Origin of the sequence: Bacteroides sp. AM10-21B (assembly GCF_003472565.1) — a bacterium.
Taxonomy (GTDB): Bacteria; Bacteroidota; Bacteroidia; order Bacteroidales; family Bacteroidaceae; genus Bacteroides; species Bacteroides propionicigenes.
Genome location: NZ_QRME01000006.1, coordinates 188,118 through 204,345, shown reverse-complemented (window position 1 = coordinate 204,345; position 16,228 = coordinate 188,118). Strand labels below are relative to the sequence as shown.

Genomic DNA, 16,228 nt, shown 5'->3' with positions numbered 1-16,228 from the left:
GTATTTATGTACATCTTCTTTCCCTGTTGTTTGTCTTTTATAAAATATGTGTGCGGGTGATAGGACTCGAACCTACACGCCTCACGGCACCAGATCCTAAGTCTGGCGCGGCTGCCAATTACGCCACACCCGCAGGGGATTTTCCGTTAAGCGGTGCAAAGATAAGAAGTTTTCCCGGTTCTACAAGCAAAAGGGTAAAGAAAGTTATTCATTTCATTCCGGATTCCATTCTCCTTTAAGGAAAGCCCGGGCTTTTTCGATGATAGTGTCTATATGCTTTGCTTCATCAGCCTCGTCCATATCAATTTTGATGTCAGGCTCTATTCCCCATTCTATCTGTTCCATGTTGACATTGAAATGCGGGCTGGCAGAGAAGCGGACTGTCCACCCGTTAGGCAGTTCGGAGGTAAAAGGCATACCGGAGCCGCCACCGGTTTTGTCACCCATGATGGTGACATTAGGCAGGCAACTCATTTGGTTGACAAAATCGTTGGTTGCACTGTATGAGCGGCGGTTGGTCAGTACTACCACTTTCTTTTGCCAGCGTATGCTGTTGCTGGGTTCTAACTCTATGGGGTAGGGTTCGGAAAAGTCATTGTGTCCCTTGCCTGTTTTATGGCAGATATATCCGGTCTGCACTTTTTCGTTGGTGAAACGGGCGGCAATGCGTGTGGAGTTGGTTACATTGCCGCCGCCATTACTGCGCACATCTATGATAAGTCCGTTGCATACGGCAAGGTAGGAGAGAATCTCGTCCAGATTGCCATTGCCTATTCCCGAAGAGAAACTTTCGTAACGCATATAGCCGATATTATCTTCAAATATCTTATATTTGACACCTGCGGCGGTACGGTAGTCGGTACTGGCCTTACCCAGATAGACATCTTCTACGATGTCTTCACGGAAATTGCGTGGATAATCTTGATACCATGCGTCATAGTAAGATACATTATGGGCGGAGGCTAAGTTAACGTGCCCATCCTGCAGTTCATTCAGCATATTTCCCAGTACTTCAAAAAGCCCTTCACTACTCATTGTATTGGTAATGAGCTTACTGTATTTTGTATGGATGGCATCCCAGTCTATTTGCTTGTATTCCAAGAAACAATACTGCTCATCGATAATTTTCCATAGTGCCTCAAAGTTCCCTTTCGGAGAATTGGTAGTTTCTTCTTCGCGGATACAACTGCTTAGCAAAGAAAGCACGACAACCAGAACCATTATCTTTTTTAGAAATCCTATCATCTTATCATTTACCATTTATTATCCTATCACCTTTTCCTCTTATTTTTTAATAAATAGAGCTCCTTTATAAAGCCCACCATGAATACGTGTGAATAGACATGCGTCTTTATATCGTTCACTTTAGATTGCTGAGCATCCCATATATAGGCGAGACGCATTTTGGCTCGCCCTATCGGAAAGTCTGCCGTGAGCATTTGTCGCAATGAAGGTTGGTTGTGTAATGAGGTGAATTTCACTACTCCGCTACTGTTTCCTAATGAGAAAATTTCATAGTAGGATTGACCATAGTGCGGTGAAAACATGATACCCATTAGCGGCAGGTTGATTTGGTAACGTAATGTCAGTGGGTAGTTTCTTACACGTAAGTTCCAGATAGCCATACCCGATGCATCCAAATTGATATAGGCACGTGCCGATGCCGGATTGTTGGTATTGCGCAGGTTATAGACGAAACCGCCATTTAGGTCGGCAAGACCGCCGGCAAGTAACTTGAAGTTACTCGTTATCGGAAAGTTGTAGTGCAGACCATAGTTCCAGTTTGCCAATGCGGAGAATGTATTGTTATTATCCACTTTGTTGTGGGTATAACCGATGTCGGCTTGAAAGAAGCTTTGCAAAGACAATCTGCCGTTCATCCATTTGGTCATACGCATACTTTCGCGTGAGACACGAAAGTCGATTCCGGTATATTCTTGTGGGGACAGATAGGTGTCGAATATGTTTGTAAAACCTATACCGTACATGGTGGCACGAGTTACTAGACGGCTTTGCTCCAAGCCTTCCGTTTCTGCGGGAAGCTGGGCCTGTATGGTACTGCTGTGTAGTAACAGAACAAGGCAGATAATGGCTATCACCGGCTTAGGTAGTTTCATGTTCCTCGCTATCATCATTGTTAGAGAACAATTTCATTTGCCCTGTCAGTTCATCTAATATGTCGCTTTCACTCTTTCCATGATCCGGGTCCAGGATCTCTGTTTCTTCCTCATCAAAGCTTTCGGTAGTTTGCGGAGCTTCCGGCTGGCGGGTGGGCTCTAATTCGTTGATAGTGTCCAGTGTGTAAGTAGTCAACCGTTTTCCTTTGGCTTTGAAACCTTTCACTGCGATAAACTCATCCGCATCAATAATTAACGGTTCACGGAAATTATCATGACCACCGAATATGACTTCCAGCCGCGGATAATATTCGTCAGTTAACAGAATGAGACGATTGTCCTTATTTTCACCCAAATAGTTCTGCTTGCGGTTGCTTGCATCAAAACAGAAACGCTTGATATACGGATAACCTTGCTGGTCGGCATCATAAAGAACAGCTGTCCAAACCTTGTTCGGATCATATTTCTCCAGTACCCGTATGCTGTCTTCGTAATGATTGTTTACATCGAAATTGCTGGTGTAAAACTCACCGTTATTCAATACCACCAAGATTTGTTCGTCACTTTGGAATTCACCAAGATACTCTCCGCGACCGTCATAGTTGAGGCGCAGCACATCTTGGTCAAACCATACTTTTCGTCCGCCCAATGTAGAACCGCCGCGTTGTTTCAAGGCTATCTTATGAACCGGGTTACGGGTGAGTATATTACCCATAGCCTGGCGTCCTTTGATGTTGATTTGGCTGAAATCCTCTTCGAAGATAATGCGACGTATACGCGGGTTAGGCTTAAGCGTTACCTTGATGACCTCGGCCTCACCGTTGGGATTGGCAGTGAAATATACGATACGTGAGTCGGGTGCACCTTGTGTCACGTCATATTCGCGGTCACGTACTACGGAAGTTACGGCAAAACGTTTGATATAATGTGTACCTTCTTTTCCGTCACGGTAGACGACGTTGTAGATGGTGCGTTTGTCGTTCTTCTTAAATACGTTGGCATAGAGTATATTCTTGCCTACGAATTTTTTGTCTGCTACCGGAGTAATGATGTAACGTCCGTCGCGGAAGAAAATGATTACGTCGTCGAGGTCAGAACAGTTGGCTATGAATTCGTCTTTCTTCAAGCTTGTGCCGATGAATCCCTCTTCGCGGTTGATGTACAGTTTCTCATTGGCTTCCACCACTTTGGTAGAGTCGATGGTATCGAAGTTACGCAACTCGGTACGGCGCGGGAAGCCTTTGCCGTATTTCTCCTTCAGCATACGGAACCAGTCTACCGTATATTCCACGATGTTTGCCAGATGGCGGTCTATCTCCTCGATGTCCGCTTTCATGCGGGCAATCAGTTCTTCTGCCTTGTCGGAGTTGAACTTGAGGATGCGCGCCATTTTTATTTCCATCAGTTTGAGGATATCTTCTTTAGTCACTTCGCGGATGAATGTGGGATAGTAAGGAGTTAAACGCTCGTCGATGTGCTCGCAGGCGGCATCCATGTTTTTGGCTTGCTCAAACTCCTTATCCTTATAGATACGCTCTTCAATGAATATCTTCTCCAATGAGGAGAAGTGCAGGCTTTCCAGTATTTCGTTTTTGCGTATTTCCAGTTCTTGGCGCAATAAAGCCAATGTATTGTCCACTGACTTTCTCAGTACATCGCTCACGGTGAGGAAGTGTGGTTTCTGTTCGTCAATGACGCAACAGTTGGGTGAAATGCTGACTTCACAATCCGTAAAGGCATAAAGTGCATCAATCGTTTTGTCTGATGATACACCTGGAGCAAGGTGCACCAGTATCTCTACGTTTCCGGAAGTTAGGTCTTCTACTTTTTTTATCTTGATTTTCCCTTTTTCGCTTGCTTTGACAATAGAATCGCAAACACTGGCTACTGTTTTCCCGTAAGGAATTTCTCTAATGACAAGTGTTTTGTTATCTACTTTTTCAATCTTGGCACGTACACGTACAGCTCCTCCGCGCTCACCGTCGTTATATTTTGATACGTCAATATTTCCGCCTGTTTGGAAGTCGGGATAGAGTTTGAATTCCTCGTTGTGAAGGTATTTTACAGATGCATCACACAGCTCGTTGAAATTGTGCGGCAATATTTTGGAAGACAGACCTACAGCGATACCTTCCACTCCTTGTGCTAATAACAGGGGGAATTTGACGGGGAGCGTCACCGGTTCTTTATTTCGTCCGTCGTATGACAGCTTCCATTCTGTTGTTTTGGGATTGAACACTACATCGAGCGCAAATTTGGAGAGGCGTGCTTCAATGTAACGGGGGGCGGCTGCGCTGTCTCCCGTAAGAATGTTACCCCAGTTTCCCTGGCAGTCAATAAGCAAATCCTTCTGGCCGAGCTGTACCAGTGCGTCACCGATGCTGGCGTCACCGTGAGGGTGAAACTGCATGGTATGTCCCACGATGTTGGCTACCTTGTTGTAACGCCCGTCTTCCATACGCCGCATAGAATGTAGAATACGTCGTTGGACAGGTTTTAATCCGTCCATGATGTGAGGTACGGCACGTTCCAGAATTACGTAAGAGGCATAATCCAAAAACCAGTTCTGATACATACCGCTCAGCTGGTGCTTGATGCTTACATCATTGGTATCTGCAGGTTTATAGTCCGAATGCCCTTCACCCCTTTCAGGGAGTTCTTTATCCAAATCGTCTTTTGGTCCTTCAAAGTCTTCGCTCATATTTATTCGGGAATTGTCTATTCATGAATTGCTGCTGGTTTGGCAGTTGCAGGCAAAAATACAAATTATATTCCATTAAAGAAAAACTGTATAGGAGTTTTTTAAAGCAGGTTGTTCTCTATACTAAAATAAGGAAAACGTGAATCGTACAGGGTTGAGTATGAAACAAAGTGTTTCTTGACAAGCCTGCGTGATTCACGCCTGATATTTATGTTTTTGTCTTTGTGTCTTTTATCTCTGTAATGCTAATGTATCCACTTTTAATGATTGCGGAAATTCCATTTGGAATTATCACTGTTCATATCAAACTTACCCAATGAGGGGGTGCTGTCACCTACAGATACCAATACTAGTTCTTCATCAGTACCGGGTACTTTCTTAGGCATAATGCGGTAGGTGCCGTCTGTGAGTTGCTCTATCCGCCAAAGTTGTTCGGGAGTACCGGTGAACTCAGGTACAGTTGAAACTTCAGCATCCGCTGTGGCAGTCAATGCACGGTTGGTGCCTTCGATTACTATCTTGTAGTAGGGAGCTCCCAAATATCCGCCGGCATCAGGTACGGCAGTTATAGTCCATCTTTGGTGAGGGCGGAACATATAGTCGCCTATTCTTACATCAATATTACCTTGTGGCCATGTGCCTATTACATCCTCCAAAGTCTGTGATTTCAGCGGTAGAAGAGGTTTATCGCTTTTTTCCCAGAAACGATGTCTTTCTGCCTGCATACGTATGAAGTCAACGCAAAGTTCAAGGGCATAACCTCTACGTTCGGATTCTATTTCATATGTGCCTTCCTTAAACACTTCGCCTGCTACCGGCCAATCATTCTTCCACAAAAGCGGACGTATGGCGAGTACGCTGCGACCGCCGCGGTCGAAATCGGCTTCGAAGTGGCATGACATTTTCTCTACTCCGTCGGCCTCAATGAAACGTCCGAAGTGTCCGGCTCCCGTTTGGCGGTTTCCTGCAGCAAGCACCATTTTACCACCGCCTTCCAGCATATCTCTGCCCATATTGTCGATATATGGTCCTGTGACTTTACGTGAACGGCCTACTACAATATTGTAGGTAGAATTAGGACCGTCACAGCAAGTACCATGTGTTCCGAGCAAGTAGTACCAGCCGTTGCGATATATTAAGTCAGTGGCTTCACAGTCAATGGCGATATTGATAGGTTCGTTGCCTTCTACTCGTTTACCGGTGGTAGGATCAAGTTCTACCAATCGGATAAAACCGAAATAGGTTCCGTAAGATAGCCACAGGCGGCCATCGGTAGGATCTAATAGAAGTCCGGCATCGATGGCGTCGCAATCTTCATTGTCTTCGGATGAGGCAACTGCTATTGCTTCTGTATATTTGAAGTCGGGTGAATTGGGATCTAACGTTTTATTCCACATAGTCAGTACTGTACCGCGATGACTACCTCCAAGACCGCCACCGGTAGCACTATAGGCAATCAGGTAACGATCGCCTATTTTTACGGCATCGGGAGCGGCACCTCTTCCGGGTCTTACCCCACCGCCATTCCATGTCCAGCCATCTTCGGAAATTAGTCCGCCTCCACCTGTGCCGAAAGTGTAATATTTACCCTCACATTCCATAATGGTGGAAGGGTCGTGTATGTAGGGTTCTCCGATTTGTGCGATTGCTTTTTCTGATATCAGCAAAGATAGTAGGGTTGCAGTACCCCAAAATATAGCTTTTGTTTTCATGATTATTTATAACTGATGGTAATGTTTTTAATAGGTGCTCCCTTTTCATCCAGAAAGCGAATACAGAAATCACTCATTCCGGGACCGTTAATGACAGCTCCACGTATAATGTTTTTCCCTTTCTTCAAGGTCAGGCGCTTTGACAGGCAATCGTCTTTAACCATGCGGCGGTCTCCAGACAGAATAACAGCTTCTTCACCATTCAACCACCACATAGAAGCGGAGTTCGAGCCTACCGACATCCTGACGTTGGACATATCTTCCGGACAATTGATAACAGTAACAGCCCAGAACAGAACGCCGTATATTTGCTTTTGAAGGTTGGATGCAAAACGGAACAGTTTTACATTGAATAGATTGCTGTCAAGGGCGTGCCATCTAAGTTTTTGCTTGCCTACCTTTACTTTATCGCCATCTTTGGGTAATATAGTGAACTGTTTTGGGAAATATTCGGTAGTAAAGGCCTCACGGATATAGCTGTCTGTAAATACTGTATTGCTACGGTTAGGCTTGTCTATGGGTTCAAGTAATAGCCAACGACGTATAAAGCCTTCTTTGTCAGGATACATGACATCAGTGCTACCCGGTGAGAAATAAGGTGCTAAAGGATAGTCGCTCTCTTTGTTCTGTGCATATGTATGCACATTCATTATAGTGGCGAAACAAATCGCCAACAATGCTTTGCAATAAGGAATTTTCATTATTGTAGTGTGTTTCTCAATGATACATTAATTATTGGTTTTGAATAGAAGCGGGATAAATTCCTTCAGACATCTGCGCCAAGTAAGGAACTCATGGGCAGTACCCGGAGACTCGTAATAGATGTTATTGATGCCGACTGCCTTTAAGCCATCACTGAGTTTCTTGGTTCTTTCGGGATTCTCTTCCGAACCGATTCCTAAGAAGAATGTATGTACTTTATCATTAAAAGCTTGGCGGTCTTTAAAAACTCCGTTGTAGGTGGTGTCAATGTTTTTCAGGTCAATACTGCCTGCTCCGCTGAAACCGCCTATGTAAGCAAATTTATCCAAGTTATTCAGTGTTGTGTTGAATGTAAGAAGTCCTCCCCATGAAAGTCCGGCCATAGCGCGATTCTCCCGGTCGGTCAGTGTCCGGAAATTGGATTCGATATGCGGGATGATTTCCTTTACCAAGATATTGGGGAATTGAGCTCCGAATCTTGCTCTGGCTTCAGCGGGACTTTCACCCGGATTATTTTTGAATACTTCGATGTTACCGTTGTCCATCACTACAATCATGGGTTTGGCTTTACCCTCGGCTATAAGGTTATCCATGATGAAGTTCATCTTGCCTTGGTTGGCCCAGCTTGTTTCATTTTCTCCCATTCCGTGTTGCAGGTATAATACCGGATACTTTTTAGAGGGATTCTTGTCATATTCAGCCGGTGTGTATACAATGCATCTGCGCCATTCTTGGCGGATCTTGGAATAATACCAGCTTTGGCTTATTAATCCATGCGGTACATCTTTGATGGCATAATAGTCAACGCCTTGTTCAGGAATCTCGATTCCGCTGACCCATTTGCCCATTCCGAAGAACGGTTTGCCGTTAGGATCGGCTGTGCTTACGCCATCAACTATAATCTGGTAATAGTGAAAGCCTACAACTTCAGGTTCTTTTGATACTAACGACCAATATCCGTCTGCTTCTTTAGTCATTTCACCACGGAAACTGATTTCGACTTTTTGTGCATTGGGAGCAAATATTCTGAAATGTACTCGGCGGTCTTTTCCTATACGAGGATATTCCGCTCCGTTAATGTTGTGTTCGTTGGGAACCGTTCCTTCCGGAAAACTTTGCTGTTGGGCACACACAGCTAAAGGAAGTGCTAATAAAGATGAAAAAATAAACTTCAATGCGTTTTTCATAATTTGAATATTTAAAATAATTATAGTTTTTGATAATTCGTTGTTACTGCTATTTAAAAAGGAGTGGCGCAAACTGATACAAGCTTTCACGCCATACTGGCCAAGTATGACCGCCTGGAGTTTCATAATAAGTGTATTTGATACCTATTTGGTCAAAGCGCTTCATCATTATTTGACAATTGTTGTAGGCTATGTCTTCTTTACCACCCATGGAAATCCAGAACTGCTTTAACTTCGTGTTGTAGTCCTCCTTTTTGTCTTGTAGCATTTTGTAATATCTTTCGGTATCATTGTCTCCTCCGAAAGGAGTGGGATTAGCCCACCATCCGGAACTGAATACACCTAAATAGGCAAAGTAGTTAAGGTTGGGAATACCTACATTTAAGGTATGGATGCCGCCCATGGAAAGCCCTGCTAATGCGCGGTTGTTGCGGTCGGTCTTTACGCGGAAATTCTTTTCTACAAACGGGATGCATTCTTTGAGAAGTTCGCTTTCAAAATCGTGTGTATTACCGTCTGCCATGACAATGATCATTGGCTTTGCTTTTCCTTGGGCTATCAGGTTGTCCATGATGATGTCAGTGCGTCCCTGATTAGACCAGCCACGTTCATCTTCGCCACCGCCATGTTGCAGATAGAGTACCGGGTAGGACTGTTTGGATGTGTCATAACCGGGTGGACAGTATACAAACATTCGTCTCCAATCATTGGCTGTTTTCGAAAAATATTTTTTTATACGAATATCTCCATGAGGTACATCTGCCATATAGAATCTCACGTCATCATCGGGATACGGAATTTCGACACCGCTTGTCATCATGCTGCAGCCGTAAAAAGATTCGCTGGCCGGGTCGGCAACGGATACTCCGTCTATGATGAGAAAATAGTAGTGAAATCCTTGTGTAAGCGGATCTGTAATGCCGGTCCATTCGCCATTGGCATTACGGGTAAGGTCGTATATGCGGCCTAAATTGATTTGCACCTTTTGGGCATCAGGCGCTTTTATTTTGAATTCTATACGATTACCGGGTAAAAGACGCGGGTATGCGGAACTACGTACATTTAGTTCGTTGCGTTTGCCGGGTAAAGCGGATTCATCCTTCACTGGTCGGCCAGGTTGTGCCAGAAGAATACTTGAACATATTACTTGAAGTAATAGGAAAAAGAGGAATCTGTTCATAAAGCAATTAGTATTTTTAGTTGTTAACCACACAAAGATAGCCGTGTTTTGGCTTTTCTTCTTTGTACTTTTGAACACTTTCCTTACACTTTTAAATAACATGGGAAGGTGTATTCTCTTTTTTCTTTAATTTATCTGAAACTGTAAAGACTTTATCTGAAACTGCATACTTTTATAATTTTGTATCGTGTATTTTTGTTAAACTATTAATTTTACCTTTTGTGATATGAAGAAAAACATTTTATCATTAATTTTATTGTCGTTTATTGTCGCATATAGTGCAGCTCAGCCACGTGGCAATAACGGTTGGCGGCAACCAAATACTACTTCACCGGAAGTACATGCCGATAATAGGGTTACTTTCCGGTATTTGGCTCCGGATGCTAAGAATGTGAAGCTAAGCGGGCAGTTTGCTACTCAACCATTTGATATGGTGAAAAACGGAGAGGGAGTATGGACTGTTACAGTCGGCCCTATTGAGCCGGATATGTATCCGTATGAATTTGTGGTGGATGGCGTACGTGTGATGGACCCGGGTAATGCCGATTATTTCCCCAATGAGAATTTCAAAGGCAGTTTGCTTGAAGTTCCTGGAGATGAGTCTTTAGTACACTCCATTCAGAATGTACCTCATGGTAATGTGGAGTACGTGATATATGATGCTCCCTCTATCGGGGCTACAGGTAGAATGTTGGTTTATACTCCCCCCGGCTATGATCCGAAAGAGAATAAGAGGTATCCGGTATTTTATTGCATCAGTGGTACTACCGATACTGAAGAAGTTTACTTTAAAGTAGGGCGTGCTAATTTTATTCTTGATAATCTGATTGCCAAAGGTAAAGCAGAACCGATGATTGTGGTAATGCCTTATGGAAATCCGGCTGCTTATTTTTCAACAGTTGATGAGATGCCGAAAACAGATCTGTTCAGCACAGAACTGATGTCAGACATTATACCTTTCGTTGATAAAAACTATCGTACTATCACGGCTCGTGAAGGACGTGGTATCGGTGGCTTTTCGCGTGGCGGTGGACAAGCTTTACGAAATGGGTTGGCGCATACAGATAAGTTTGCGTGGGTATGTTCGTATAGCTCAGGTCTTGGAGTTGACGACTTTGAGAAGAACTTCAGTTCGTTCTATGCCGATCCGGATAAAACCAATCGTGAGATGAAACTTATTTGGTTAGGGGTAGGCAATAACGATTTCCTTTATAAAATGGCTTGTGATTTTGGTGATGTACTTTCCAAGCATCGCATTAACCATACGTTTTTTGTCAGTAGTGGCGGGCATACATGGATGAATGCCAAACTCTACTTGCACGAAACTTTTCAGCGTTTATTTCAAACTGCAAAATATTAACTTTTATCATCTGTAATATAATGAAGAATAGATTTACAATTATAGTATTGGCAGCATTTTCGCTTGCTCCTGTTTCGCTTACAGCGCAAGCACAGTCGGCTCGGCCTCAATCGGTATCACGTTCGAATGCTCGTTTTATCCGCATTGTATCGCCTGAAGTGCATGCCGATCAAACGGTTACTTTTCGTTATTTAGCTCCCAATGCCACAAAGGTTGAATTGAGCGGGCAGTTCCTAAAGAAAAACTTGCCGCTTATCAAAGATGACAAAGGGGTTTGGAGTGTTGTGACAGGTAAGGTAAAGCCTGATATTTATCCTTATAATTTCATAGTCGACGGCGTTGCTGTGGCTGATCCCAATAATGTGGATCTCTTTCCCAACGAACGTTTTAAGGGGAGCTTATTGGATGTAAAAGGCAAATCCCAATCAGTACAGGATCTTCAGAATGTACCTCATGGTAAGGTAACTTATGCTTTTTATCATTCTCAAAGTCTCGATTTGGAGCGTCCATTACTAATTTATACACCACCCAGCTATTCCGAGAATAAACGTTATCCTGTACTTTACCTAATTCATGGCATGACGGATACACACGAAACATGGTATAAAGTGGGTCGTATGAATAATATTCTCGACAATCTTATTGCTCAGGGTAAAGCTGAACCTATGATTGTAGTAATGCCTTACGCTAATGCTTATCCTGCTTTGATGAAGAAAGACCCAAACACACAAATGAATCTGATGAGTACGGATTTGTTTACGAACGAATTGTTGAAAGAGATTATTCCCTATGTGGAAACGAACTATTATGCTAAAACAGACCGTGATAATCGTGCCATTGCCGGATTCTCGCTTGGTGGACGGCAAACATTAGGTGCAGGTTTAGGACATCCGGATATGTTTGCTTATGTATGTCCGATGGCTCCGGCTGTCTTTCCGCAGGGAGTGGCTGAGAGTTTCCAAAAGGATTATGCTGCACCCGGACAGTTGCGTACATTGAAACTCCTTTGGATTGGTTGTGGTAAGGATGACAGCTTGTATGCCGGCGCTAAAGCCATGGCTGCGGAGTTGAAGAAGAATAAGGTTCCCTGTGAGACATTTTATACCTCGGGTGGACATACATGGATGAACTGCAGAATATATTTAACAACAATCGCACAAAAATTATTTAGATAATTATAAATATATAATTGGATGACGAGAATAGGTTCTTCCAATACTCTCTGATAGCTGATATAAAGAATACTACCTTATCCCAATTTCAATGGTAATTCGAAATTTGTCGACATACTGTTGAGGTTGGGATATGTTAGTATTGGTAATATTATTATCTTTGTCGTGTTTTGGATGAAGAAATATAAGGTATATGAAAAACTTACTATTACTAATATTTGCCTTTCTATTGTTAGGACCTCATAATGTAGTGTCTCAGGATTTTACTTTCAATAATATCAATGAATTATCCGGTATTTCTATGCGGGAGATAACAGCTGTGGTACGTGATGATGATGGCTTTATTTGGGCTGCTTCGCGTACAGGGATTTTACGTGTTACGGCCGATGATTACCGGCTTTATGAACTTCCCTATGCAACAACGGATGTGATGCAGGTAAAAATGGCTTGTCGTGGCAACCTGTTGGTTGCTGCTACCCAAAACGGGCAGATCTTTCGTTATAATCCTATTTTAAATAAGTTTGAACAGTGGTTTACAATCTCATCATTATTGGGCAATGAAGATTGGGTGACTAATTTATTGATAGATACCGACGGGAAAGTGTGGGTAAGTACTAGTGTCGGTATCTTTTTTTGGACAGGTGAAGAAGTAGTGCGATTTTTTAATGATATAGAGGGCTTTTCCAGCATCACCTTGCTGGAGGATTGTCAGGCATTGGCTTTTATACAATCATCCATTTACCACATAAATACCCGTGACTGTACACAGCACAAATTACATGGGCATTTTCCCTATCTTATCTCGTCTGTCCGTTATGATGAGCGTACACACCGTGTTTGGATAGGTACTTATAATGCGGGATTGTGGAAGTATGAGCTTATGGACCAAACTGTTCGGAAAGCAACGGTTACTCAGTTACCAAGGTTTATCGTGCGGGATATTCTGATACCTGATACCACTTCAATCTGGCTTGGTATTGATGGTGGTGGCATATGGATACTTGACTCGGAAGCTAGCCGGGTAGAACAAGTATTACATGAAAATCTTGACAATCCTATTTCTCTACGCGGCAACGGGGTTTATTCCTTATTGATGGATGATCATCAGCGGATATGGACAGCTACTAATAGCGGAGGCTTGCAATATACAGAAACGGCGCGTTCTGAGGTGGAACATCTGGTACATGGGATTAATAATCCTCAATCGTTGCATAATAATGAGGTAAACCATATTTTAACGGATACTAGGGGAAATCTTTGGATTGCGACAAATGATGGCATCAGCCTGCGCGATGCTCATACTCGTAAATGGAGACAGCTATATAATGGTTCTCAATTAGTATTCTTATCATTGGCAGCTGATAAAAAAGGACGTATTTATGCAGGTACTTACGGTGGAGGAGTTTATGTGCTGGATGAAGCTACAGGTCGTGAGTTGTATCATTATACAGGCAACGAGGCTGGTTTATTTGGTGCAGGCGGGTTTGTGTTTGCTACTTATGTTGATAGTCAGGGTGATGTGTGGATGGGCGGTGTTAAAGGGAGTGTATATTGCCGTCATTCTGTTACCGGAAAACTCCGTGCTTATGATACGCAGCCTGTTTATTGCTTTGCGGAATTTTCACCCGGGCAGATTTTATTGGGATGTGCGTATGGCTTGTTATTGTTGGATAAAGAAACGGGAAAGTTTGATGTGCTTTTGTCCGGTTATACAGTACATGATATTGCTGTGTTGGGGCATACTGTATGGATTTGTACCTCAGGTGATGGTGTGATAGGTTTGGACTTGCGTAATGCCGAGCAAACACATATTACTACACAGCAAGGGTTACCCAGTAACTATACTAAGAGTGTGCTGTTGGCTGATAATAACCTATGGATAGGTACGGACAACGGACTATGTTGTTATTATCTTCCGTACAGGCAAATTCAAAAATTTGGTACTCAGCAACAATTGGCGAATACGTCGTTTAGCGTCAGTGCAGCTTGTCAACTGCCTGATGGAAGATTGGCTTTCGGTAGTAACAATGGAGTGGTGCTGTTTGATCCTGATAAAGTTAATTCTATTAGCGCCTCGGGACGCATCTATTTCTCGGATATACGCGTATCGGGGCGTTCTATTCGGGAAATAGCTGACTTTGATTTGTCTGTTCCGATTGACAGCCTCTCCACGTTGCATTTAAGTTATCCGCAGACGTCTTTTACACTGTCGGTACTCCCACTGGGATATGTCAGTAAATCCGTTTCCTTTTCTTGGAAACTGATGGGGCAGGATGATGAATGGACTGCCTATACCACTAACCGATATATCAATTATACTAATTTACGGGCAGGAAATTATATGCTGTGTATCCGGATGTATGATGGCAGTCTCTTGTCAGAACGTCAAATTTCTATTGTTATAGATCCTCCTTTCTGGCAGACGATTTGGTTCCGGTTACTGATGTTTGCCGTTGTTGCTGGTTTATTGTTTCTTGTTGTCCGTTATTATATACAACATTTGCATCGCCGCTATTCTGATGAGAAAATACGCTTTTTTACGCGGATGGCGCATGATATACGCACCTCACTGATGCTTATTAAAGCACCGATGGAAGAATTGAATAAGGAGCAGGCTCTCTCAACATGGGGAGTCAAATGTCTGGCATTAGCTTTAGAACAAACTACACGATTATCTGATACGGCTACGCAGTTGCTTGATTTTGAGAAACTCGACATCGGATGTGAGCAGCCGGTGTTTACGGATCTTAATTTGACTGATTTAATTAGACGGCGTATAGGAATATATACGGCATATGCAGCCGGAAAACAGATAGATGTGATAACTGACATTACACCGGAAAATTATTGGGTACAGGCTGATGTACGTATGTTGGAAAGGGTGGTTGATAATTTGCTTTCCAATGCAGTTAAATATTCCACTTCAGGTGGACGTATTGAAGTAACCTTTACAGGAAAGGCAGCTGAATGGACATTGCGTGTCAGGGATCATGGTATGGGAATCAGTAAAGCGGCACAGCGTAAACTGTTTCGTGAATTTTACCGGAGTGACAATGCTGTAAACGCTCAAATTGTAGGGTCGGGAATCGGCTTGCTGATGACTAAAGAATACATTTCTATTCATAATGGGAAGATTACCGTAACCAGCGAACTTGGTATGGGGACTACTTTTGATGTGACTATACCACTACGGGTAGCTTCCAAGACTCAGACAGCTGATAATCCGGTGGAAACTAAAGCCGGCGTATTGATAAGTGATGATGTGGAAGTGCATGATATGCATATTCTTATCGTGGAAGATAATCAGACTTTACGCGAGTTTATGATGCATCCGTTGCGCGAGCATTTCCGTGTAACTACTGCTCAAGACGGACAAGAGGCTTGGGAAATGATGAATGAATTGCAACCGGATCTTGTAGTTTCGGATGTTGTTATGCCGCGTATGGACGGTTTTGAACTTTGCCGTCGAATTAAGTCTACTTATGAAACATCTCATATCCCTGTGATTCTGCTTACAGCCCTTTCCGACAAAACTAACCAACTGCATGGATTGGGGCTGGGTGCTGATAACTATCTGGTCAAACCATTTGATATGGCATTGCTGGCAAGCCGTATAACTTCTATCATTCGTAATAGACGTACTGTACTCCAAAAAGCCATTGAAGCGAAACATGACGATGCGCGCTCTATTGTGGCAAATCGTATGAATGATGAATTTATCAAGAAAGCTATTGAATGTGTGCGTACCAATATTGCTAACGAGAACTTTGGTAAAGAGGAGTTTGCTGCCGCGCTTGCTTTGAGCCAGTCATTGCTGTATAAAAAGATAAAGGCGCTTACTAACTTATCAGTGGTGGAATTTATTCGTTCAATCCGATTAAATTATGCGATGGAGAAACTTCGTTCAGGAGAATATAATGTGACTGAGGTGAGCGAGATGTGCGGGTTTAATACACCTGCCTATTTCAGTAAAGTTTTTAAGGAATATTTTGGAAAGACACCGACAGAGGTTATGTAGGGATATTCAGTAAATTTCCTGAAATAAGGTCTTGTGAGAAATATGTATTGCAGTGAATAAGGCATAAAAAATGAAAGCT

Annotated in this window: 10 protein-coding genes and 1 tRNA gene; 3 read left to right on the top strand and 8 right to left on the bottom strand. The window is 43.0% G+C overall.

The annotated features are described in order from the left end of the window. Positions 1–51: 51 nt before the first annotated feature. From DW121_RS09735 to DW121_RS09700, 8 genes are all read right to left on the bottom strand, one after another. Positions 52–133, bottom strand: a tRNA-Leu gene (locus DW121_RS09735). Between the two features lie 80 nt (positions 134–213). Continuing rightward, entirely contained in the window at positions 214–1,245 is a 1,032-nt protein-coding gene (locus tag DW121_RS09730; RefSeq protein WP_117711707.1) for a S41 family peptidase, read from the bottom strand. Positions 1,246–1,271: 26 nt separating this feature from the next. After that, positions 1,272–2,117, bottom strand: a complete 846-nt coding sequence (locus DW121_RS09725; RefSeq protein ID WP_118323665.1) for a DUF3316 domain-containing protein — start codon at positions 2,115–2,117, stop codon at positions 1,272–1,274. Next, on the bottom strand, positions 2,104–4,818 hold the full coding sequence (locus tag DW121_RS09720; RefSeq protein ID WP_117711649.1) for a DNA gyrase/topoisomerase IV subunit A: 2,715 nt from the start codon (positions 4,816–4,818) through the stop codon (positions 2,104–2,106). The genes DW121_RS09725 and DW121_RS09720 overlap by 14 nt, the downstream gene beginning before the upstream one ends. Positions 4,819–5,078: 260 nt before the next feature. Beyond that, complete coding sequence (locus DW121_RS09715; RefSeq protein WP_117711648.1) at positions 5,079–6,530, bottom strand: family 43 glycosylhydrolase; 1,452 nt, start codon at positions 6,528–6,530, stop codon at positions 5,079–5,081. Between the two features lie 2 nt (positions 6,531–6,532). Continuing rightward, a complete protein-coding gene (locus DW121_RS09710; RefSeq protein ID WP_117711647.1) occupies positions 6,533–7,231 on the bottom strand; it encodes an acetylxylan esterase in 699 nt (232 codons plus the stop codon). A 27-nt stretch (positions 7,232–7,258) separates the two neighbouring features. Continuing rightward, complete coding sequence (locus DW121_RS09705) at positions 7,259–8,419, bottom strand: alpha/beta hydrolase-fold protein (protein WP_117711646.1); 1,161 nt, start codon at positions 8,417–8,419, stop codon at positions 7,259–7,261. A gap of 49 nt (positions 8,420–8,468) precedes the next feature. Further along, positions 8,469–9,524, bottom strand: a complete 1,056-nt coding sequence (locus DW121_RS09700) for an alpha/beta hydrolase-fold protein (RefSeq protein WP_233514890.1) — start codon at positions 9,522–9,524, stop codon at positions 8,469–8,471. A gap of 301 nt (positions 9,525–9,825) precedes the next feature. Between DW121_RS09700 and DW121_RS09695 the strand changes: the two genes are divergently transcribed. From DW121_RS09695 to DW121_RS09685, 3 genes are all read left to right on the top strand, one after another. Beyond that, on the top strand, positions 9,826–10,959 hold the full coding sequence (locus tag DW121_RS09695; protein WP_117711644.1) for an esterase: 1,134 nt from the start codon (positions 9,826–9,828) through the stop codon (positions 10,957–10,959). Positions 10,960–10,979: 20 nt separating this feature from the next. Further along, entirely contained in the window at positions 10,980–12,134 is a 1,155-nt protein-coding gene (locus tag DW121_RS09690) for an esterase (RefSeq protein WP_118323664.1), read from the top strand. A gap of 190 nt (positions 12,135–12,324) precedes the next feature. Further along, positions 12,325–16,149, top strand: a complete 3,825-nt coding sequence (locus DW121_RS09685) for a response regulator (RefSeq protein ID WP_233555796.1) — start codon at positions 12,325–12,327, stop codon at positions 16,147–16,149. Positions 16,150–16,228: the final 79 nt, after the last annotated feature.